At 29.5% G+C, this 22,589-nt stretch carries 20 protein-coding genes; all 20 read right to left on the bottom strand.

Annotation, left to right across the window (positions count from 1 at the left end):
* Positions 1-11: 11 nt before the first annotated feature.
* Positions 12-329 carry a thioredoxin gene (trxA, locus tag IPH62_11295; protein MBK7105857.1) on the bottom strand — a complete coding sequence of 106 codons (318 nt, stop codon included), beginning with the start codon at positions 327-329 and terminating at the stop codon, positions 12-14.
* A gap of 23 nt (positions 330-352) precedes the next feature.
* Positions 353-1,495 carry an acyl-CoA dehydrogenase family protein gene (locus IPH62_11290; protein ID MBK7105856.1) on the bottom strand — a complete coding sequence of 381 codons (1,143 nt, stop codon included), beginning with the start codon at positions 1,493-1,495 and terminating at the stop codon, positions 353-355.
* An 11-nt stretch (positions 1,496-1,506) separates the two neighbouring features.
* On the bottom strand, positions 1,507-2,331 hold the full coding sequence (locus tag IPH62_11285; protein ID MBK7105855.1) for an SDR family oxidoreductase: 825 nt from the start codon (positions 2,329-2,331) through the stop codon (positions 1,507-1,509).
* Between the two features lie 82 nt (positions 2,332-2,413).
* Positions 2,414-5,863 (bottom strand): DNA polymerase III subunit alpha, encoded by a 3,450-nt coding sequence (gene dnaE, locus IPH62_11280; GenBank protein ID MBK7105854.1) that lies wholly within the window; start codon positions 5,861-5,863, stop codon positions 2,414-2,416.
* 14 nt (positions 5,864-5,877) lie between these two features.
* A complete protein-coding gene (gene dut / locus IPH62_11275) occupies positions 5,878-6,333 on the bottom strand; it encodes a dUTP diphosphatase (GenBank protein ID MBK7105853.1) in 456 nt (151 codons plus the stop codon).
* Positions 6,334-6,430: 97 nt separating this feature from the next.
* Positions 6,431-7,891, bottom strand: coding sequence for an oligosaccharide flippase family protein (locus IPH62_11270; GenBank protein ID MBK7105852.1), 1,461 nt, complete (start codon positions 7,889-7,891; stop codon positions 6,431-6,433).
* 20 nt (positions 7,892-7,911) lie between these two features.
* Positions 7,912-8,322 (bottom strand): acyl-CoA thioesterase, encoded by a 411-nt coding sequence (locus IPH62_11265; GenBank protein MBK7105851.1) that lies wholly within the window; start codon positions 8,320-8,322, stop codon positions 7,912-7,914.
* A gap of 2 nt (positions 8,323-8,324) precedes the next feature.
* Complete coding sequence (locus IPH62_11260) at positions 8,325-9,275, bottom strand: acetyl-CoA carboxylase carboxyltransferase subunit alpha (protein ID MBK7105850.1); 951 nt, start codon at positions 9,273-9,275, stop codon at positions 8,325-8,327.
* A complete protein-coding gene (locus IPH62_11255; protein MBK7105849.1) occupies positions 9,275-11,266 on the bottom strand; it encodes a glycosyltransferase in 1,992 nt (663 codons plus the stop codon). Before IPH62_11255 ends, IPH62_11260 begins: the two co-directional genes overlap by 1 nt.
* Positions 11,267-11,269: 3 nt before the next feature.
* The gene (locus IPH62_11250) at positions 11,270-11,986 is read right to left on the bottom strand and encodes a polyprenol monophosphomannose synthase (GenBank protein MBK7105848.1); all 717 of its coding nucleotides are present in this window, start codon (positions 11,984-11,986) and stop codon (positions 11,270-11,272) included.
* Complete coding sequence (locus tag IPH62_11245) at positions 11,983-13,386, bottom strand: sugar transferase (GenBank protein MBK7105847.1); 1,404 nt, start codon at positions 13,384-13,386, stop codon at positions 11,983-11,985. The genes IPH62_11250 and IPH62_11245 overlap by 4 nt, the downstream gene beginning before the upstream one ends.
* A gap of 134 nt (positions 13,387-13,520) precedes the next feature.
* A complete protein-coding gene (locus tag IPH62_11240) occupies positions 13,521-13,988 on the bottom strand; it encodes an N-acetyltransferase (protein MBK7105846.1) in 468 nt (155 codons plus the stop codon).
* Positions 13,989-14,002: 14 nt separating this feature from the next.
* Positions 14,003-15,022, bottom strand: a complete 1,020-nt coding sequence (locus IPH62_11235) for a Gfo/Idh/MocA family oxidoreductase (GenBank protein MBK7105845.1) — start codon at positions 15,020-15,022, stop codon at positions 14,003-14,005.
* A gap of 24 nt (positions 15,023-15,046) precedes the next feature.
* Positions 15,047-16,177: a DegT/DnrJ/EryC1/StrS family aminotransferase gene (locus IPH62_11230; GenBank protein ID MBK7105844.1), complete on the bottom strand. Its 1,131-nt coding sequence runs from the start codon at positions 16,175-16,177 to the stop codon at positions 15,047-15,049.
* A gap of 407 nt (positions 16,178-16,584) precedes the next feature.
* Positions 16,585-17,721: a glycosyltransferase gene (locus IPH62_11225; protein MBK7105843.1), complete on the bottom strand. Its 1,137-nt coding sequence runs from the start codon at positions 17,719-17,721 to the stop codon at positions 16,585-16,587.
* A gap of 38 nt (positions 17,722-17,759) precedes the next feature.
* Positions 17,760-18,878: a glycosyltransferase family 4 protein gene (locus IPH62_11220; GenBank protein ID MBK7105842.1), complete on the bottom strand. Its 1,119-nt coding sequence runs from the start codon at positions 18,876-18,878 to the stop codon at positions 17,760-17,762.
* The gene (locus IPH62_11215; GenBank protein ID MBK7105841.1) at positions 18,875-19,798 is read right to left on the bottom strand and encodes a glycosyltransferase family 2 protein; all 924 of its coding nucleotides are present in this window, start codon (positions 19,796-19,798) and stop codon (positions 18,875-18,877) included. The genes IPH62_11220 and IPH62_11215 overlap by 4 nt, the downstream gene beginning before the upstream one ends.
* A gap of 63 nt (positions 19,799-19,861) precedes the next feature.
* Positions 19,862-20,710, bottom strand: coding sequence for a glycosyltransferase family 2 protein (locus tag IPH62_11210; protein ID MBK7105840.1), 849 nt, complete (start codon positions 20,708-20,710; stop codon positions 19,862-19,864).
* 55 nt (positions 20,711-20,765) lie between these two features.
* The gene (locus tag IPH62_11205; protein MBK7105839.1) at positions 20,766-21,566 is read right to left on the bottom strand and encodes a hypothetical protein; all 801 of its coding nucleotides are present in this window, start codon (positions 21,564-21,566) and stop codon (positions 20,766-20,768) included.
* Positions 21,567-22,589, bottom strand: coding sequence for a glycosyltransferase (locus IPH62_11200; GenBank protein MBK7105838.1), 1,023 nt, complete (start codon positions 22,587-22,589; stop codon positions 21,567-21,569). It abuts the gene before it with no gap.

Raw genomic sequence — 22,589 nt, 5'->3', positions numbered from 1 at the left:
ACCTCAACTATTTACAAAGTTTTTAATTTATCAAGAAATACTGATTTTGGGACTGCTCCAATTATTGTTTCTTTAACATTTCCATTTTTAAGAACTAATACTGTTGGAATACTTCTTACTCCATATTTTATTGCAGTTTGTTGATTAACATCAACGTCTAATTTTCCAACTTTTATTTTGCCGTCAAATTCAACAGCAAGTTCTTCAATAATAGGCGCAATCATTCTGCAAGGTCCGCACCAAGCAGCCCAAAAATCAACAACAACGGGTATTTCAGAATTTATAGCTTCTTTTTCAAAATTATCATCAGTAAACGTAAATGGTTTCATTAAAATTTTTCTCCTTTTTAGAATTACATAATTCCTTTTTTCTTTAAAACATCTCTTGCAATTATTGTTTTTTGAATTTCATTTGTTCCTTCAAAAATTCTATTTATTCTTGAATCACGGTAAAATCTTTCAACAGGTAGTTCTCTTGAATATCCCATACCGCCATGGATTTGAACTGCTCTATCAGCAATTTCATCTAACGAGTCTGAACAATAAAGTTTAACCATTGCAGATTGTTTAGAAATATTTTTTCCATTATCATAATCAACGGCTGTTCTGTAAACAATGGATTCCATATTATAAATCATTGTTGCCATTTCAGCTAAATAAAATTGAATGGCTTGGAAGTGACTAATTGGTTCATCAAATTGTTCTCTTTCTTGCGCATAAATTGCAGACATTTCTAAAAGTTCTTTTGCCGCACCTAAACAAGCCGCACCCAATCCTAATCTGCCGGCATCTAAAGTTTTCATTGCAAGTAAAAAACCTCTTCCATCAGAGCCAACTAAATTTTCTTCGGGAATTTGAACATTATCAAATGTTATTGCGTTTGTTGAACTTCCTTTTATTCCCATTTTCTTTTCAGGCGGTCCGGCATGAAAACCCGGGGTATTTGTTTCAACAATAAACGCACTTATACCTTTTGGTGTTCTTGCAAATACAGAAACAATATCGGCAGTTCCGCCGTTTGTTATCCATAATTTTTCGCCATTTAAAATCCAACTTCCGTCAACTTTCTCAGCTTTTGTTTTTAAATTAAAGGAATCCGATCCGGCTTGTGCTTCAGTTAAACAAAATGCCGCTAATTTTTCTCCATTTGCCAAAGGTGTTAGGTATTTTTTCTTTTGATCTTCAGTTCCGCCAAGATAAATTACATTTGCGCCAATTGATTGATGTGCGCCAATTGTTGTTGCAGTTGCCATACAACCTCTTGCAATTTCCTCTTGAGCAATACAATAACCAACTTCACCAAAACCACCTCCGCCATATTCTTCCGGAAATGAAATTCCTAAAATTCCTAACTCACCTAACTTGTTAATTAATGATTCAGGAATTTTTGCATCTTCATCAATTTTTGAAGCTATTGGTTTAATTTCCTTGTTAGTGAAATCTTTTACCATTTCTCGAAGCATTTGCTGATCTTCCGTAAAACCGAATTCGAACATAAATTATCTCACTATTTTATTGGTTTACAAATAATATCGCCGGTGTAACTAACGTTGTATTCGCCGCCATCAATACCAATTACATTTCCGGTCATCCAATCAGCTTCCGGGCTGCAAAACAAAACAATTGCTTTTGCAACTTCTTCAGGAGTTGTTAATTTTCCCATTGGATTTTTTTCCCTTGCAGCTTTTATCATCATTTCGTTTCCGGGAATTTTTCTTAAAGCAGGAGTATCTGTAACGCCAGCCATTATTGCATTTGCAGTTACTTTCATATGTCCTAATTCAACAGAAAGCTGACGAATATGAGCTTCAAGCGCTGCTTTTGCTGCAGAAACTGCACCGTAAGTAGGTATAACTTGCTGAGATCCGGCACTTGTTAACGCAAAAATTCTTGCTCCTTTTGCCAACAAATCTCTTTGAACCAATCCTTGTGTCCAATAAACTAAAGTGTGAGCCATTACATCAAGAGTCATTTCCATTTGGGATTTAGAAATACAATCATTCGGTGATTTTGTGATAAAAGGTTTTAAAGTTCCAAATGCTAAAGAATGTATTAGAACATTTATAAGCGGATGTTCTTTTACGGCAAATCTTTCTGTAATTTCATCAAGTGTATCATTTCGTTTTAGTTGGTCTGCAGCGTTCATATTATAGAATACAGCTTGGTGTCCGTTTTTTTCAATTTTCTTAACTATTTGATCAACATTATGCATTGTGCTTTGTCGATCTAAATGAATACCAAAAATATTATAACCATTCTTTGATAACTCAATTGCAGATGCACCGCCAAATCCGCTTGATGCACCTAACACTAAAGCCCATTTTTGTGTCATGTTTTCCTTTTGTTTGTATATTTATTTGCAAAAGTTATAAAAATAAAAAAGCTAAATCAATGAAAGATATTTAAAGCGATTTTTACATCGTTTGAAATGCAACGGCATCTTCTCCTAACAACTCGTACAAATTTTTAATGAGAGATTCATTAATGGAAATTTTATTGTTTATAATAAATCTTTTTGATGAACCATTAATTTTAACATAAACCAAAACGGGAATATTACCTTCATTTTTATTAAAAAGTGAATTTACTTTTTTAACAGTTTCCGGATTATGTTTCTCGGAGTCAAAAAGAATTCCTAAACTTTTTGTAAACTTTTGAGCAACTTTATCCAAAGAGATTGCATCTTCAGCGTGAAGTTTTACCGCGTCGCCGCTACTTTCCAATTTTCCAATAACCATTATTGTGGATTCCGGAACTATCAAACTTCCAATTTCACTGTAAATTTTTCCAAACATTATACACTCGCAAGAACCGGTAAAATCATCAAGAGTGAAAAATGCCATGTTTTTTCCGGATTTATCCATTCTTGTTCTAATTGATGTCACAACTCCGCAAGCTCTGACAAAATCCAAATTATTAAAAGTATCGGGATCACCAAGTTTTATTGTAGAAAATGAATTGTATTCTGCTTCGTATTTTCTTAATGGGTGATCTGATAAATAAAATCCAAGTGCTTCTCTTTCTTTTGCAAGCGCAAATTTTTGATCCCAAGCATCAACTTCCGGCAATTCGGGTTCAGAAAAAGTTATTTCTTCAACATCGCCAAATAAACTGTCTCTTTGTGTTTCTTTTGTTGATTGAACTTTACCGCCAAACGATAATGCACTTTCAATTGATGAAAAGTTTTTTGCTCTATCTCCTTTAACCGAATCGAATGCTCCGGCTAAAACCAATCCTTCTAAAGCTCTTTTATTTACAATTCTTGTATCAACGTTTGATGTAAAATCATAAATACTTTTAAAATTTCTTCCTAAATTTTTATGCGAATCTTCAATTGCTTTAACTGCATTTACTCCAACATTTTTTATTGCAGACATTCCAAATACAATTTTATCTTTATCAACAGTGAATTTAACCGATGGGCGATTTATATCCGGAACCATTACATGAATTTTTAATTTTCTGCAATCTTCCAAAAGCAATGTAACTTTATCCGGATTGCCAAATTCGTTTGTTAAGTTTGCTGCCAAAAATTCAGCAGTAAAATTTGCTTTGAGATATGCAGTTTGATAAGCTACAACAGAATAAGCAACTGCGTGACTTTTATTAAAACCATAATTTGCAAATTTATCAATTACAACAAAAATTTCTTCCGCAATTTTTTGAGGAATATTATTTTTTACGGCACCTTCAACAAATTTACTTTTTTGTTTCTGCATTTCATCAAGATCTTTTTTACCCATTGCTCTTCTTAAGATATCGGCTTGGGCTAAAGTCATTCCGGCAATTTTATTTGCAATTTGAATTACTTGTTCTTGATAAACAATTATTCCATATGTTTCACTTAAAATTTCTTCCAACGAAGGATGCAAATATTCAATTGGTTTTCTGCCATGTTTTCTATCAATAAAATCGGGAATAAAATCCATTGGTCCCGGACGATATAAAGCATTCATCGCGGATAAATCTTTTATTGATGTTGGCTTTAAATTTTTGAGATGTTCTTTCATCGGAGCAGATTCAAACTGGAACACTCCGGTTGTTTGTCCGTTCCAAAATAATTTATAAGTTTTTTCATCATCAATTGGAATTGCATCAATATCAATTTTTATATTTTGCGTTTGTTCAATTAAATCAATTGTATCTCGGATAATTGTTAAAGTCCGCAATCCCAAAAAATCCATTTTAAGAATTCCGGCAGAATCCAATTCCTTCATATTATATTGAGTAACCAAATCACCGTTTGCACCAGCAGAAGCTAACGGAACTAAATCACTTACTTCTCCCGGAGTTATAACAACGCCAGCCGCGTGCTTACTGGCATTACGGTTCATGCCTTCTAAAATCTTTGCATACTTTATTAAATTTTGAATATTTTCATCATCAGAATCATTAACCCATCTTAATTCGGGAACTTCATCTAACGCTTGATCAATTGTAAAAACTCTGCCAAACTTTGATGGAATCCATTTTGTAATATTATTTACCGTGGGAATTGGAATATTTAAAACTCTTGCAACATCTCGCAAAACTGCTTTTGAGGAAAGTCGATTAAAAGTAATAATTTGACTTACAGAATTTTCACCATACTTTTCTTTAACGTAATCAATTACTTCACCGCGCTGATCATCGGCAAAATCAATATCAATATCGGGCATTGATTTTCTTGATGGATTTAAAAATCTTTCAAACAATAAATCATATTCAAGTGGATTTACATTTGTGATTCCCAAAGAATAAGCGACTAAACTTCCCGCTGCGCTTCCTCTTCCGGGACCAACCGGAATTTTTTTATTCTTTGCAGCGTTAATAAAATCTTGAGTAATTAGGAAATATCCGGCGTAACCCATTGATTTTATTATATCAACTTCGTATTTAAATCTATCTTCAATATTTGTATTTAATTTAGAAAATCTTTTATTCAAACCTTCGCGGGCAAGAATTTCAAAATATTCATCCAAATCTTTTGCATTTGATTCTTGGGGAATTGGAAAAATCGGATAATGAAATTTTTCAAAATCTAAACTAACATTTACTTTTTCTTCAACTGCTAAAGTGTTTTCAATTGCTCCTTTGTAAGATTTAAACAAATCTTTCATTTGCTCTGAAGATTTAAAATAGATTTCATCTGTTCTATATCTTAAATCTCTGTAATCTTTATTTCCGGTTTTGTCTGAAAGCAGTAGTAAAATATTATGAGCAATTGCGTGTTCTTTTTCTATATAATGAATATCGTTAGTCGCAATCATCTGAATTCCCAATTCTTTGGAAAGTTTTGGAATTCCTTCTAAAACCGGTTTGTCTTCTTCTTGACCATGATCTTGCAATTCCAAATAAAAATCATCACCAAAAATTTCCTTCAAAATAATGGAATTTTCTTTCGCCTTTTGATAATCACCATTTAACAAATGGCTGGCAACCGGTCCGGCTAAACATGCAGAAGTACAAATTAAACCTTCCGATTTTTCTCGCAACAAATCTAAATCAATACGAGGCTTATAATAAAAACCTTCCGTAAAACCTTGTGTAGAAAGTTTAATTAAATTTTTATAACCAATATCATTTTTTGCAATTAGCACAAGGTGATTATATTGTTTAGATTTTTTCTTAGGATTTGCACTTTCGTTTTTTTCAAAACGTGTACCTTCAAAATTGATGTAAGCTTCTACACCAATTATTGGTTTGATACTTGCCTTTTTTGCTTTTTTGTAAAATTCGGAAATGCCATACATTACGCCGTGATCGGTTAATGCAAGCGCATTCATTTTGTTTTTCTGAGTTGCAGAAATTAATGAATCAATTGTGCAAGCCGCATCTTGCAAGCTGTAATGCGAATGGTTATGTAAATGTACAAAATCACACATTTTATTTTTTCATCCTAAGATTTTCCGGTGTGACCAAATCCACCTTCTCCCCTTTGAGATGAATTTAAATCTTCAACTTCGTTAACGTTTGCTAAAATAACTTCGGCTAAAACTAACTGCGCAATTCTATCGCCGCGTTTAATTATAAAATCTTCTTCGCCAAAATTAAATAAAATTATTTTTACTTCTCCTCGGTAATCAGAATCAATTGTTCCCGGAGAATTTAAAACTCCAATTCCATTTTTTGCAGCTAATCCGCTTCTCGGTCTAACTTGAATTTCATATCCAAGCGGAATTTCTACAGATAAATTTGTCGGAACTAAAATTACTTTTCCAGATTTCAAAATTATTTCATTTTCAACTGCTGCTCTAATATCCATTCCGGAACTTCCTTCAGTAGAATAAGTAGGAAGCGGAATATCTGAAAATGAATTAGAAATACGTTTTATTAATAAATTGACTTTTTTCATAAGATAAGGATATTTATTATGGAAGATTAACTAAACGAATTTATAAAAAAATATGTAAATGAAAAACTTGCAGTTTAAAAAAGTAATTTAAACGAAATTATTTTTTTCTTCTGAAAATTAAATTTATTGTTGAAATAATATCTTTCTTGTTAACAATTTTAAAAACTAAAAATGATAGAAAATAAATTCCCAACAAAATAATTTTTATCGAAAAAGTAATTCCACTTGTAAAAACAAAATAGTAAAAAATTCCGCTTATAAAAATTATTGTAAAAATTACTTTTAAAATCAAAGAAAATTCATAATCAATTTTGTAAAACTTTTGGGAAACAATAAAAATTCCAATCGACATAAAAACATAACTTAATAATGTTGAAATCGCGCCGCCGAAAATTCCAATAACCGGAACTAAAATAAAATTGCTTACAATATTTATTAACGCCCCAACTCCGGTAATTGCGGGAAGATATTTTGTTTTTTCTTCTAAATAAATTCCGGCAATAAAGTTTATGTAAAGTCCGTGAAATATATAAGCAAGTAAAATTATTGGAACAATATAAATTCCCGATAAATATTCTTTGCCTATTAAACTTCTTCCGTGATAAAATTGAAAACTTGCAATGTCATCAATAAATAGAGAAAGTACAATCCACATAAAACTTGTGAAAATTAAAAACAAGCTTAAAACTTTAGAGAATATTTTTTTTGCATTTTCTTCTTTTGCATTCGTAAGAAAAAACGGCTGCCAAGCGTAATGAAACATTGAAACAAACAACATCATAAATATTCCAAGTTTGTAATTTGCTCTATAAATTCCCAAAGTTGATTCGTTTGTTAATTCACGAATTATCGGAACATCAATAACTTGAACAATCATTGAAGCAACACTTGCGGGCAAATATGTTACTCCGAAAAACAACATTTTTTTAAGATAAAATTTATCAATTGTGAAATTTAGATTTCTAAAAATATCCGAAATGAGAACAACAAACGCAAACGCAGAAGCTACTAAATTGCTTATGAATATTGCTTCAATTCCATATTTGTATTTTAGAATAAGTATAAAATTCAATGAAACATTTATGAGAATATTTAGAATTTTTATTAATGCAAATTTGAAAGCTTTTCTTTCCAAACGTAGATTTGAAAACGGAATTAATGTTGCGGTATCAAGAAATAAAATTCCAATTACATATAAAAATATGTGCGAATAATTTGTTAAATCTGTTTCGTTTGCAATCCATTTATATGTACCAAAAAGAAAAATTGAAAATATTAAAGTTGTAATTGTTACAAAAATATATCCGGTTGAATAAACTTTTTTCTTATTGTTTTCATCAACGGTTGCAAATTTCATAAATGCAGCATCCATTCCGTAGATGTACACAATATTTGCAAAAGCTAAAAATGCGTAAATGTATGATTGAATACCGAATTCCGTTGGCGAGAAAACATTTGTGTAAAACGGAACTAAAATAAAACCGAGAAATCTTCCAATAATTGTGCTGATTCCGTAAAGCGCTGTGTCTTTGGTTAATTGTTTAATTTTATCAAGCATTGGAATTTTTCATTTTGAAATTATTCAAAATATTTTTTGAGAGCATTTATATAAATTTCCGGCGGTTTTGTTGGTTTCTTTGTAGCTTCTCTAATGAACATATGCGTTGTAAATCCCGTAACTAAAATTTCTTCGGAGTTTTCTCTTTTTATTGAATATTCAATGTGAACTTTTGCAGAATATAATTCCGAAATTGCTGCTGTAATTTGAAGAACATCATCATAATGTGCCGGAATTTTATATTTCAAACCGGCTTCAATCAACGGTAATTGATAACCAACTTTTTCCAATTCACTGTAAGCCAAACCGCAATTTCTCAAAAGTTCAGTTCTTCCAACTTCAAAATATTCAAGATATTTTCCATTATACACAAATTGCATTTTATCAGTATCGGCATATCTAACTCTAATTGAAGTTGTGTGAGAGAGCATAATTATTCGTTGTAAACTCCCATTTTGCCAAATTTTTCAATTCTGTTTGAAATTAGTTTTTCCGGCTTGATTTTTTTGAGTTGATTAATTTCTTCCAACAAAATTTGTTTTAAAGTATCAGCAATTAATTTATGATCTCTATGAGCGCCGCCAAGAGGTTCGGGAATTATTCGATCAATAATATTTAATTCTAACAAATCGGGTGCGGTTAACTTTAAGGCTTCTGCCGCTTGTTCTTTGTATTCCCAACTTCTCCATAAAATACTTGAGCAAGATTCCGGACTAATTACGGAATACCAAGTATTTTCCAACATTAAAATTCTATCGCCAACGCCCATTCCTAAAGCTCCGCCGCTTGCACCTTCACCAATAATTACAACAATTACCGGAACTTTTAGCCTGCTCATTTCAAATAAATTTCTAGCAATTGCTTCCGCTTGTCCTCGTTCTTCGGCTTCAATTCCGGGATATGCGCCTGGCGTATCCAATAATGTTACAATTGGAATATTAAATTTTTCGGCAAGTTTCATCAAACGCAATGCTTTTCTGTAACCTTCGGGATTCGGCATACCGAAATTTCTTTCCAAATTTGATTTAGTATCTCTACCTTTTTGATGCCCGATTAACATAATTTTTTGATCACCGATCATTGCAAATCCGCCGACAATTGCTTTATCATCTTTGAAATGTCTATCGCCGTGAAGTTCAATAAAATTTTCAGTCATTAAAAAAATGTAATCTAATGTATAAGGTCGTTCTGAGTGGCGAGCAAGCTGAACTCTTTGCCAGCGTGTTAAATTTTCATATATGTTTTTTTTAAGAAGATTTACTTTACTTTCCAAATTCGAAATTTCATCGGTAATATCAAGATTATCTTCAAGCTTTTTCATTTCCTCAATTTTTTTCTCAAGCTCAAAAATCGGTTTTTCAAATTCCAATATATTTTTTGCCATTATTTCTCCAAGTTTTCAAAAATTTTAGAAATAGATTTCCCTATTATTTCTAAATCTAACCATATATTTTGATTTTTTGCATAAAATAAATTTATTCTATTTTTTTCTTCAATATCGTTTTCATCAATATTTTCAGTGAACCAAAGTCCGGTTATTCCTTTCTTGCCTAAGAATAATTCTTGATAGAAATTATCACTTTTAGGTCCGACAAAACTTTTTCTTCCGATAAATATTTCTGGAATTTGCAGAAGTGAATTTATTAAAAAAGTTTTTCGCAAATTAATTTTTGCATAAATCCACACAAACGGAAAAACTAAAATCATCAAAATGAAAGAAAGAATTATATCAAAAATTCTCTTTATAAATTTGTGAATAAACATCGAAATATTATATTCAACTTTTAACAACGGAACATTTTCAATATGAGTGATTGTTGATTTTCCAACCATAAAATCAAGCTCGCTGCCGGACATTAAAAAATTTACATTCTCACCTTGGCACTGCGCCACTGTTGAAAAAATTTTATCAAAACCAATACTCTCCGTTGAAAAAATTACGTTGCTGATTTGATATTCACGAATTACTTTTTTCAAATTTTCAATCGAACCGATGACTTTTAAATTCTCAACTTTCTTATCAATGTCTTTTATATTTAATCCAATCAATCCAATTAACTTATACTGAATTGTTAAGTTTGATTTTATTTTATTTAGAAAATTAATTGCCGTTTCGTCAATTCCGACAAGCACAGTGCGCAATGGTAAATCATTGTTTGATGTTTTATTCAGCCAAATTAATTTGTATAAAATTCTCCACAAAGAAAAAATAATTGTGGCAAAAATATACGTTAATAAAACTACAACTCTGCTGAACGCAAATTGTTTGAAGAAAAATGTTAACGAAGCAATTGTAACTAATCCAATAAATAATGCAATAAAAGTTTTTAAAACGGAAAGAGAGTTTCGTTTGTAAACTCCGCTAAAACTTGAAATTAAAATTTGAATAATTGCCGGAATTATATAAACCCAAGGTTTATAAACATTTGGAAATCCGGGCCAATTATCATTTGTGTGAATTTGTTCCGAAAAATAAGTGAGGAAAATGTATAGCAGAAAATCTGCAATAACGGAAACAAGAATTAATTTATTTTTATTTGCAAAAGCAAAAGTTTTTCTTAAAATAATTGCAAACTGAAGAATAATTTCTACAATGAAAGAAGATGAAAAATGTTTGCGAACAAATAAATGCATTGCGTTATAGAAAATTTTTGTTTCATCAATTTTACTGCGTTTTGTGCTTTCACCTTTGTAATGAATTATTTCCGTATTGTGAACATAAAAAACTTTTAATCCCGATTTTTGAATTCTGTAGCACAAATCCAAATCTTCGCCGTACATAAAAAAATCAGTATCAAATCCGCCGACTTTATCATATGCTTCACGCGTAAGCATCATAAACGAACCGGAAATTGCATCAACTTCATAAGATTTATTTTCATCCAAATATGTAAGATTATATTTTGCAAATAATTTACTTTGTGGAAAAAGTTTGCTCAATCCCATAACTTTTGTAAACGAAACCCAAGGTTTTGGAAAACTTCTTCTGCAAGCAAGTTGCAAAGTTCCATCGGGATTTAAAACTTTACATCCGGCAATTCCAACTTTTGGATTTTGATCAAGAAATTTTATCATTTCTTCAAAAGTATTTTCTCTAACTAAAGTATCCGGATTTATTAGTAAAATATTTTTTCCTTTGGAAATTTCTAAAGCTTGATTATTTGCGGCTCCAAATCCAACATTAGTTAAATTTTGAATTGTTATTACTTGAGGAAATTTTTCATTTATTGCGGGAATGCTTCCGTCATCAGAATTATTATCAACAACAATTATTTCCGTAATTATATTTTTTGAAGCTTGCTTAATAGAATCAAGGAGATTAAGCAAATACTCTTTAACATTATAATTAACAATTATTATTGATAAATCAATCATGTATTATTTTAAAATTCCAAGCATGTGTCTAAATCGTAATTTCCAAACTCTGAAGATTGCTTCCTTTACAATTTTTTTTGACATTTTAGAAGTTCCGGCAACTCTATCCATAAAAATTATTGAGGCTTCTTTCAACTTAAATCCTTTTATCCAAGCTTTGTAATTCATCTCAATTTGAAATGCATAACCGTTTGATTTTATTTCATCAAGATTTATTGATTCTAAAACTTTTCTCTTGAAACATTTGAATCCGCCGGTGCTGTCTTTAAGTGGCAAACCGGTTATAACTTTTGTATAATAATTTGCAAAATAACTAAGCAATAATCTTTTCATAGGCCAGTTAATTACGTTTACACCTTGAATATATCTGCTTCCGATTATCAAATCATATTCATCAATATATTTTTTGAAATTTGCTATTTCCTTTGGATCGTGCGAATAATCAGCATCCATTTGAAACGCAATATCATAGCCGTTATTCAGCATATATTTGTAACCTTCTACGTAAGCTGTTCCTAATCCTAATTTTCCGGTTCTGGAAATTAATTTTACTTTTGAATTTTGTTTACTTAATTCTTCAACGTATTTTCCGGTTCCATCCGGTGAATTATCATCAATAACTAAAATATCCAAATCCGGATAAAGATTTATCAACTCCGTGATAAGTTTTTTGATATTGTTTAATTCATCATATGTTGGAATTATTACTATTGATTTCACTCGAAATGTCCCTTGCCAAATAGTACTACAAATATAGTTCTAAATAAAATTTTAAAATCCATTCTAAGCGACATATTTTCAATATAAAATAAATCAAATCTTAATTTTGTGTTAACGTCTTCAATGCTTTCATCGTATTTATGTTTAACTTGCGCCCAGCCGGTTACTCCGGGTCTTACTTTTAATCTTCTTTTATAAAGTGGAATTTCTTTGGATAATTTTTCAACAAAGAATGGTCTTTCCGGTCTTGGTCCAACTAAACTCATTTCACCTTTTAACACATTAAACATTTGCGGAATTTCATCAATCCTAACTTTTCTAATAAATTTGCCAACGGTTGTAATTCTTGGATCATCTTTAGATGACCAAACCGGACCGGATTTTTTTTCTGCATCGTTAACCATTGAACGAAATTTATAAACCTTAAACACTTTTCCGTTCATTCCGGTTCTCTCTTGCTTAAAAATAATTGGACCTTTGCTATCAAGTTTTATCCAAATTGTAATAATAATTATTATTGGAAGAGATACAATTAATACTAAAAGTGAAAAAATAATATCTAAAAATCTTTTAACTTTTTTTTCCCACTCGGGCATTAATTGCGGCATAATATCAATGAGCGGAAATCCGTAAATCTGCATTGTTTTAGCTTGTCCGCTAATTATTTCATACAAATCCGGAACGATTTTAAGATTAACTTTTTCATCTTCACATTTAGAAATAACTTCAATTAAAATTTCGTCTTCGTGCTTATCAAGCGAAAGAATTATTTCCTGCGCATTTAATTGATGTATAACTTTTTCAATATTGTGAACACTATCAATTACTTCAACGCCGTCAAATTTTTTCCCAATATTTTTATCAAGAACTGCAACATAACCTGCAACATCAAGACCTAATCCTTTATACTTTTGAATTTTTCTGTGAATTTCTTTTGCCTTAGAATTAAACCCGACAATTATTGCATTTCGTCTGCCAACTCCATTTATTAATAATTTTCTCTGAAGACTTCGAACAAATAGACGTCCAAATCCAACAAAAAGAAGAAACATTCCCCAATAAAAAAATATTAAAAATCTATTTCCGCTTTGCTCATTATGAAGTATATCATCTGAAAGAATTAATGTAAATAAAATAAAAATCCCGGCAAAAGTAGCTTTGAACAGAGATGTTAATTCATCAAATCTTGAGCTTGCAAACCAAGTTCTATACATTCCAACAAAAGTAAAAATCAACAGCCAATAGAAATAAATAATTATCATGCTGAGAAAAAATTCTGGAGATGTAAAAATATTGAAAAGCCCAGACTGAACTCTAACAAAATAATAAACTAACCAAGTTAGATTTATGGTTAAAAAATCAATTCCTACGACAAATATTTTTTCTAATTTTTTATGCACGCCGAAGCAAATACTTTTAAAGAATATGTTTTATATAAACTTTTAAATATAGTATTTGTAAATGATATTTTTATCTAAAATGAAGAGATATTAAAGAAAAAGCCGCTCAATTTAAACGGCTTTTTATGAAATGATTATAATTTTTTGATAATTTTTGCGGGAACACCGGCAACAACCACATTTGCCGGAACATCTTTTGTAACAACTGCGCCTGCACCAATTATTGAATTTTCACCGATTGTAACTCCACCCATAATTGTTGAAGAAGATCCGATTGAAACTTTGTCTTTTACAAAAGTTTCAATTAATTTCCAATCAGCTTCAGTTTGTAAACTTCCATCCGGATTTACAGCGCGAGGATATTTATCATTTATAAATGTTACATTGTGACCAACAAAAACACCATCACCAATATGAACTCCTTCGCAAATAAATGTGTGAGAAGAAATTTTACAATTTTTACCGATTGAAGCACCTTTTTGAATTTCTACAAAAGTTCCAACTTTAGTTCCGTCATCAATAGAGCAACCGTATAAATTTACGAAATCAAAAATTTTAACATCTTTACCTAATTTTACATTATTGATATTTTTCTTTTCCATAAAAAAATCCAAAATTATTTTGCTAATTCTAACTGATCAATTTCAATTAGTTTACCTTTATTTTTAATTGATTTTTCGCTTGCTTCCAAAATTTTCACAACATTTAAACCGTCAATTCCGCTTGTTAATGGAGTTCTGTTTTCTTTAATTGCAGAAATAAATTCAGCAGCACCTAAAGTTAATGCTTCTGTTGCCTTAACTTTTGGAGAATACATATCACCCATTCTGTATTGAACTAAAGCTTCATGAATTTTTTCTTTAGAAGACATTTGAACGCCGGCATCGTAAACTTTAATTTTTTCAAAGTTTTCCATATCATCAAAGACTAACATTTTTTTATCGCCGCCGACAAGCATTTTCCTAATTTTTACGGGAGATGTCCAATTTACGTGAAAGTGAGCGAAGCAATTGTCTTCAAAATAAACAGAAAGATGTGCAACATTTTCGTGATCATAATAATTTGCAATTCCATGAGCTGAAACCGCAACAACTTTATTGTTTGGAAGAAGATAATTCATTATTGATAAATCGTGCGGAGCTAAATCCCAAATAACGTTTACGTCATGCTGGAATAAACCTAAGTTTATTCTGACAGAATCAAAATATCTAATTGCACCCATTTCACCTGAATCAACAAGCTGACGCATTTTTTGTACTGCACCCGTATATATAAAAGTGTGATCAACGAAAATTTTTAAATTATTTTTATCTGCTAACTCAATTAATTTAACTGCTTCATCCGAAGTTGCGGTAAAAGGTTTTTCAACCCAAATATTTTTACCAGCATCAAGAGCCATTTTTGCAAACTTGAAATGAGTATCAACCGGAGTAGCAATTGCAATAATATTTAGATCTTTTCTTAATAATTCGTTATAATCTTTAAGTACTTCTGCTGATGGAAATCTTGATTTAATAAAATTCAATCTGTCATCACTTAAATCACAACCAAACACTTGGGAAATTTCCGGATGCGACATAAAATTACGAACAAGATTTGGTCCCCAATAGCCTAAGCCGATTATGCCAACTTTCATTATAACCTCTTTCTAAAATTTATATTATTTAAAGAATTCATGAATTTTTTCTGAAACATAATTTATTTGTTCATCGGTTAATTCAGGATACATAGGTAATGATAAACCTTGTTCTGCCAATTGCTCGGTTACCGGAAAATCTCCATATTTATATCCCAATCCTTCAAAACATTTTTGTTGATGTAATGGTAACGGATAATGTAATCCGCTTGCAATATCATTTTCACCAAGGAATTTCTGTAATCTATCTCTTTTTGCAGTTCTAACTTCTCCATCATTTCCGATAACTTGAATTACGAAAAGATGATAAACATGTTTTGCGTATTCCATTTCTTGAGGAAGAATAATGCCACTAATATCAGAAAGTAATTCTTTATATTTTGCTGCAACTTTTCTACGTCCATTTGTCCATTTATCTAAATGATTTAACTTTACACCTAAAACAGCCCCTTGAATTCCTTCCATTCTATAATTATGTCCTAAAATTTCATGGTTATATTTTTCTTTACCGCCATGATCTCTAAGCATTTTAGATTTTACAGCAAGTTCATCATTATTAGTTGTAATTGCACCGCCTTCGCCGTATGCGCCAAGATTTTTACCGGGATAGAAACTATAAGAAGCAATATCTGAAAGTGCTCCAATTCTTTTGCCTTTATATTCTGCAAAGTGTGATTGGGCAGCATCTTCTAATAAATATAAATTATGCTTTTTTGCAATTTCTTTTAACGGATCCATATCGGCTGCCTGACCATACAAATGAACAGCAACAATAGCTTTGGTTTTGGGAGTAATTTTAGCTTCAACTTTTGCGGGATCGATATTATAACTTTCTGGATGACAATCTGCAAAAACCGGAGTTGCGCCGCATAGAGTTGCTCCCCAAGCTGTTGCAATAAATGTATTTGCAGGAATGATTACCTCATCTCCTGGTCCAATGCCTAATGTCCATAAAGCAACGTGATTTCCATCTGTGCCGGAACTTAAAGCAACACAATGTTTTGCACCATGTTCACTAGCAAAACGAGTTTCAAAATCAAAAACCGGTTTTCCCAAAACATATGCTGTATTTTCAAGAACATTATGGATTGCCGGTAAAACTTCATCCTTAATACTATTATATTGAGCTTTCAAATCGAGAAACGGAACTTTCATAAAATTAGCCTCCTAAGAGTGAGATAAAATATTTTTATATGTTCAATAAGTAGAAATTACATTTACAAACCAAGAAAAAAGTCAACTAAAATGGACAAATAAATAAATTGTGATTTAAAACAAGACACAAAATTTTTATTTAAGTAAAATAAATTATAAAAGTGACTTAAAAAATCATTTTATTATTAGCATTTTTATATTCGAAAGAAATTGTGAGATTTTGAGACAGTATTTAAATTAATTTAGCAACAATACATTATTTTAAAGGTTTTCTGGAATTTCTATTATTTTGTAAAAAATTATTAAATAGTGAATTTTCTTTTCAGTTAATTTTATGAAAATATCTAATATGCATTTTAGTAAATATCAAGTTAATGTTTTGAGTAAGATTTAATTGTAAAAACATCTTACTTTTTTAATAGATTTTGGTAAACTCTATATGTTTCAGTAACCATTTTTTTGGAAGTAAAATCTTTAAATACTCTTTCTTTTCCTTGATTCCCCAAAATCTCTCTTAGCTCTACATTCTGAACAAGCTTTAAAATTGCTTCAGCTAAAGATTTAGAATTACGCGGCGGTACAACAAAACCTGTTATTTCATTTTGGTTAATGAATGTTGTGCCTGTACCTAAATCTGTACAAACAACTGGTTTTCCACACGCCATAGCTTCTATTTGTACGATTCCGTAAGTTTCACTTTTTTCAACCGATGGAAGAATAAATAAATCACAAGCTTTGTAATAACTATGTAAAGTAACTTCATCAACTTCAGGAATTATTTTTATTCTTGATGATAAGTTCAGCTTATTTATCATTTTATTCAAATAACTTTTTAACGGACCCGAGCCAATAATTATCAGTGAAATATCGGGTACTAAATTAACTGCATCAATTAGGTATTCTAATCCTTTATAATAAACTAATCTGCCAACAAACAATGCAATTGGTCCTTTATTGGATTTCCGAATTTGTTTTGATAATTCATTTGATTCTTGACAAGAGTCAACCCAATTAAGATCAACACCAATAGGTATTACTTCAATCTTATCTTTAAAGTAAGGAAGAAAATCAGAATTTTTTATAAGATTTGGATTACTAACAATTATTTTATCAACATTTTGCAGAAACTCAAAAAGATATTTCTTATAGATTGATAATACCCATTTTTGACGTACAATATCGCTATGCCATGAAACAACAATTTTTGAAAATTTATTTTTTAATTTACTGTTAGTAAGTAAAGCAATATCAGCTAATGGAAAAGGTTCATGAATATGTAAAATATCCCCGGAATATTTTGCAATTTCTTTGAAGTAACCTGGACTTATTGGTAATGATGCAAGAAATTCAAATGTTGATAAATACTTTAATTTTACACCATTTAATATTTTTTCTACAGATTGTAAAGTTCTTGTTCCGCTACAAGTTAAAACTTGAACATCAGCATTAAAATAATTAACCAACCCTTCGGAAAGAGTTGTAATTGTTGTTTCAATTCCACCAACTTTAGGATAATATGCTTTATTTGTTTGAACTATTTTCATTAAGTAAAAATATTCTTTATAAAATTATAAATTACTCGTCAATGATTATTTAAATTATTAAAAATTCCAAGAAGTTTTCTTATATGATTTTCAGCCGTAAATTTTTCTGCTTGCTTTAATGCATTTTGTTTCATGTTATTATATAAATTTTCATCATTCAACAATAAACTTATTTTATCAGCGAAAAAATCATAATTTTCCGCATCACCTAAAATTCCACCATTTCCAACAACTTCCGGAATTGAAGAATTATTTGAAGCTATAACCGGCAATCCGCATTTCATAGCTTCAAGTGGTGGAAGTCCAAATCCTTCATAATAAGTCGGGAAAAAAAATAAAGTTGCAATATTATAAATACTAACAAGATCGCTATCATCCACCTCTTTAAGATGAAGAAATCTTTTTGAGCTATTTTTAAATTTATCAGATACTTTATGAAAACCAAATCCCTCCCTTCCAACAAAAACAAAATTTATATCAATTCCGCGTTTTAGTAAAATCTCAGCTACTTTTAAAATTCCAATTATATTTTTTCTTTCCTCTAAAACACCAACAAAAAGAATAAATTTTTGCGGGAGATTATATTTTTCCATTAAATATTTTTTTTTGTCTAAACTTAATTTAATCTGTTTATACTTGTCGTCAGTCCATAAATGTAAATATTGAATTTTATTTGGATCAACTTTGTAAAATTTGATTATATCATTCATTGCAGATTCTGAAACTGTAATTATTGCATCACTTCTTTTAACAGATAATGGTACAAGCAAATCCATATATTTTCTATAATAAAAAGTATAATATTCTTTTGAAACTTTTGTTAAAGTATCATGAATCGCGATAACATTTTTCCATTTTTTTTTAATTAACGGAACAAAAATGTATGGTGTAAAAAAAATATCGATTTTATTTTCTAAAATTAGTTTTGGAAGTTTGAAATTCAGCCAATAATGTTCATGTATCTGTCGTGGTAGTTTGCTTTTTTTTATTGGAATATAAGTGTAGTATTTATCTTTTTGTCCCAAATCTTCGTATTGAAAAATAAAGTATTTGTTTTTATTATCAAATTGAGGTAAATATTCAATAAGATTTGATAAATATCTTGCGGTTCCCCTAATTTTCGTGCTTAACAAACGAGCATCAATACCAATTCTCATTTGCCTGCTAAAATTTTTTCATTATTTAATTTACCCAAATTGCCTTCTACAAAATCCCTAAATGCAAGTTTTATTGAAGTTATATTTTCTGATTTACCATTAAAAAACCAAATAATAGATTTATATAACATAGTTACAAATATGTATAAAAAAGTTACAATGAAAAAAATATTGAAATTTTTTTTTGCAAAATAAAGTCGATTTCTTGTTTCATAGTATAGTGGAATTTGCTTTAAATTCATAGAAGTAGAATTACCGACCTTATGATAAATTTTAGAATTGGGATTAATAATAATTTTAAAACCAGCTTTTATTGTGCGAAAACAAAAATCCGTATCCTCGACATACAAGAAAAATTTTTCATCAAGCATACCAATTTTTTCAAATACTTCTTTCTTAATCAATAAACAACAACCAGAAGCAAAAGTAACTTCTCTATTTTTTTTTTCTATTTGATTTTCGTTTTCATTAGAGTAGGCAAAACCGGATCCGCGAATTTTACTAATTTTCCCACCAACTGTCCAAACAATACTTTTTTTATCAAAATAATTAATCAGAGGAGCAGAAATTCCAATATTTTCATATTTATTTAAAGTATCAGATAGATTTACCAAAAAATCAGATTCAACAATTGTATCATTGTTTAATAATAAAATAAAATCAGCCCCATTTTCTAAAGCATATTTAATTCCTAAATTATTACCACCGGAAAAGCCAATATTCTCTGAAGATACAATTATTTTTTTTATACAAGCACCAAATTTTTCTTCAATAATTTCAACATCATTTCCGGAGGAATTATTATCTACAACAATTATTTCATAATTCTCATAATCTATTTTCTTTAATGATTCCAAGCATTCAAGAGTATCATTTAAACCATTCCAGTTCAATATTATTATGGTGATTTTGGGTTTCATTTTATACAAATATTTTTTTTGAGACTTTATTAACTCTTTTACTTTTGAATCAAATTAATTTTATTAAAATTTACTTCCACTTTTTCCAATTAAATAATCCCAAATACCAAGCAGAATCGATGTAAATTTTCTAAACTTTTGTTTTTCAAAAAGAATAATTTTTACTATTGTTCGAAAATATGAGTCATATTCAATTTTCAGCAAATGAGGAAGTGAGTTTTTATACATTGATCTAAGATATAGTAAATTTCTCGTTTTATAATAAAGTCTAAATGGTTTATGATTAAGTGGATAAAATGTTTTGTTAAAAATCTTTTTTGAAGATAAGTCTGCTTCATTATGTTCCAAAATAATTCTATTCGCTCTAATTATTTTGTAATTATTTAATTGTAACCTAAAGCAAAACTCTATATCAACATAATCAATAAAAAAATCACTCCTAAATTCTCCAACTTTTTTAAAAACTTCAAGTGAAAGTAAGTTTCCAGATGTCATTGCAATCTTTACTTCATCAATTTCATTTTCGAACTTGAGATGAGTATTATACCTATTTGAATGTAATGGAGAAACTATGCCAACATTTTCTTTTTTCTCATAGATATTTAATAAATTTTCCACCATGTTTTTAGGAGCTCTACTATCCTGATCCATTGTTAAGAGAAACGAAAATCCTTTTTGACTGGCTTTTCTTGCAGCTATATTTAATGCTGCCGCAATTCCAATATTATTACCATTAACTACGTAAATTACTTTCTCATTAATCTTAAACTTATCAAATAGGCTATTATTCAATTTATCAGAGTTATCGATAATAATAATAAGATTAACTTGATTAATATAAGTCATTATATTATCAGATATATTCTCATCAGGATTGTATAGAATTACTGTTGCGCAGATTTTTGTATTCATTTTTGTATTGCAAAAAATTTAATAAGTTAGTTCTTAGATTTTTTAAAAAAAATTTCTATTTTGTAGAAAATTTATTTTTAATTTCCCTAAGAATTTCCTCAACGTCACTTTCGATATCAATTGGAACATCCGATGGTTTGAATCCATTCTTAAATTTAAAGTATGTATCAAAGATTCTTGCACGAATTTTTAACGAAAACATATTTTGAGCATTTATACTTTCTTTTAAATCTTCATCTAATTCACGTAATAAATAAAAACTCTCTTCAATATCTGCAAACCATCTAAATGGGGGATGAAAACCACTTTTAATTATTCGATATGTATGATCAACATGTTCTAAAACGTTTTTATAACGAGTATCCATTAAACCAACATTTTTCAAAACAGTACTTCTAAAATAAGAAAGTGCACCTGTTAACATATCGTGCAAAGTAATATTAACATTATCAGAATATCTAATTATTTTTTTAGGATTGGGGTTTCCTGTTGTTGTCTTATTCCATTTACCATGATATGCATAATTAAAATGCTGAATTCCTGAAATCTCACTTGCTTTAATATATTTCTCAATTATTGAAGAATCATTTATAGCTATATCATCTTCAAACAAGTAAATGTGTTCACATTCATGATCTAATAAATATTTTAGTGCATCGTTTTTAGTCTTTGCAATACCTTTATTGTTTTTATGTTGAATAACTTCGGTAATTTTAGAAGGATACAAATTATTTTCATATGGGTTTCCATCATTTACTACAACTATTTTATCTACTTCCGGTATGGAAGAAATTAATTCTTTGAAGAAATGACTTCTATTACATGTAATAATTCCTATTCCTATTTTATTTCCCAACTATCTCTCCGCATTAATAAGGTCCAAATATTTTTCTTTTATTCTATCCGATTTTTTAAATCTTAAATATTTTTTACTCAATTTTAAAACTCTTTCTTGATCTTCAAATTTTTGATAAACAAGTATATTTAAATAGTAAATAAACTCAATAGAATGTTTCGTCAATCTGGGATAAATTGATTTAATTGTTATTCTTTCTAACCTTATAAATGCTTCATAAAACAATATGGGGATTAAAAGATTAATTCTGTATTTTTTTTTTATTCTGGTCAATTCTTCAATAGAAGCAGAAGAAATAAATCTATTAATATATCTACTTGTAACTTTTTTAACTTCTTCTCTGGTTCTTTCTAAATTTTCAGTTTCTTTATTTGTTTTATTAGGTGATTTATAAAAAACACCAAGACACTTTCTCAAATGGTATATTTTATATTTTTCTGAAACGCGCAATTCAAATTCATGATCACCACTAACTTCATATTGTTCATCAAACCAAAAATTATCATTAAAATTTAATGATGATCTCCATATTGGCTGTGAACCAATAATACACCTTTCAAGCATATAAACATGACTATAATCTGGGAATTTAATTACTTTATTAAATTTTGCTTCTTCAAATGTTTCGTTTTCTTTAGTACTTAAATATTGATCAGCATAAACCAGAGCGTACTCATTATTTTGCAAAAGAAAATTAGTCAATATTTCATAAGCATCATTTTTCAATCGGTCATCAGTATTAGCATTAGTAATAAACTCACCTTTGGCAATTTTAATTCCTCTATTCCATGCTTTGTAAATGGTTTCACGTTCTTCTGTTTTTATATATTTAATATTCGAATACTTCTTCAAATACATGTCAATTATTTTATCCTCATTCTGCTGTGAGCCGCTGTTAACAATAATTATTTCTAACTTATCTGCAATTGTCTGCATTAATAAATCGTCTAATTTTTCCTTAATAAATTTCTCTGAATTATAAGTTGAAACGATTGCTGAAACTAAATACTTTTTTACTATCAT

The sequence above is a fragment of the Ignavibacteriota bacterium genome (assembly GCA_016708125.1).
GTDB lineage: Bacteria > Bacteroidota > Ignavibacteria > Ignavibacteriales > Melioribacteraceae.
The sequence above is the reverse complement of the archived record's forward strand: the minus strand, read 5'-3'. Positions and strand labels throughout refer to the sequence as shown.

Coding starts and splice junctions, on each gene's coding strand:
- IPH62_11235 (MBK7105845.1), bottom strand. CDS start 15,022: ATGAAAGTTGGCATAATCGGCTTAGGCTATTGGGGACCAAATCTTGTT.
- IPH62_11260 (MBK7105850.1), bottom strand. CDS start 9,275: ATGGCAAAAAATATATTGGAATTTGAAAAACCGATTTTTGAGCTTGAG.
- IPH62_11285 (MBK7105855.1), bottom strand. CDS start 2,331: ATGACACAAAAATGGGCTTTAGTGTTAGGTGCATCAAGCGGATTTGGC.
- trxA (MBK7105857.1), bottom strand. CDS start 329: ATGAAACCATTTACGTTTACTGATGATAATTTTGAAAAAGAAGCTATA.
- dut (MBK7105853.1), bottom strand. CDS start 6,333: ATGAAAAAAGTCAATTTATTAATAAAACGTATTTCTAATTCATTTTCA.
- IPH62_11200 (MBK7105838.1), bottom strand. CDS start 22,589: ATGATAGTAAAAAAGTATTTAGTTTCAGCAATCGTTTCAACTTATAAT.
- IPH62_11210 (MBK7105840.1), bottom strand. CDS start 20,710: ATGAATACAAAAATCTGCGCAACAGTAATTCTATACAATCCTGATGAG.
- IPH62_11220 (MBK7105842.1), bottom strand. CDS start 18,878: ATGAGAATTGGTATTGATGCTCGTTTGTTAAGCACGAAAATTAGGGGA.
- IPH62_11270 (MBK7105852.1), bottom strand. CDS start 7,891: ATGCTTGATAAAATTAAACAATTAACCAAAGACACAGCGCTTTACGGA.
- IPH62_11290 (MBK7105856.1), bottom strand. CDS start 1,495: ATGTTCGAATTCGGTTTTACGGAAGATCAGCAAATGCTTCGAGAAATG.
- IPH62_11230 (MBK7105844.1), bottom strand. CDS start 16,177: ATGAAAGTTCCGTTTCTCGATTTGAAAGCTCAATATAATAGTATTAAG.
- IPH62_11265 (MBK7105851.1), bottom strand. CDS start 8,322: ATGCTCTCTCACACAACTTCAATTAGAGTTAGATATGCCGATACTGAT.
- IPH62_11255 (MBK7105849.1), bottom strand. CDS start 11,266: ATGATTGATTTATCAATAATAATTGTTAATTATAATGTTAAAGAGTAT.
- dnaE (MBK7105854.1), bottom strand. CDS start 5,863: ATGTGTGATTTTGTACATTTACATAACCATTCGCATTACAGCTTGCAA.
- IPH62_11225 (MBK7105843.1), bottom strand. CDS start 17,721: ATGAAAATAGTTCAAACAAATAAAGCATATTATCCTAAAGTTGGTGGA.
- IPH62_11240 (MBK7105846.1), bottom strand. CDS start 13,988: ATGGAAAAGAAAAATATCAATAATGTAAAATTAGGTAAAGATGTTAAA.
- IPH62_11215 (MBK7105841.1), bottom strand. CDS start 19,798: ATGAAACCCAAAATCACCATAATAATATTGAACTGGAATGGTTTAAAT.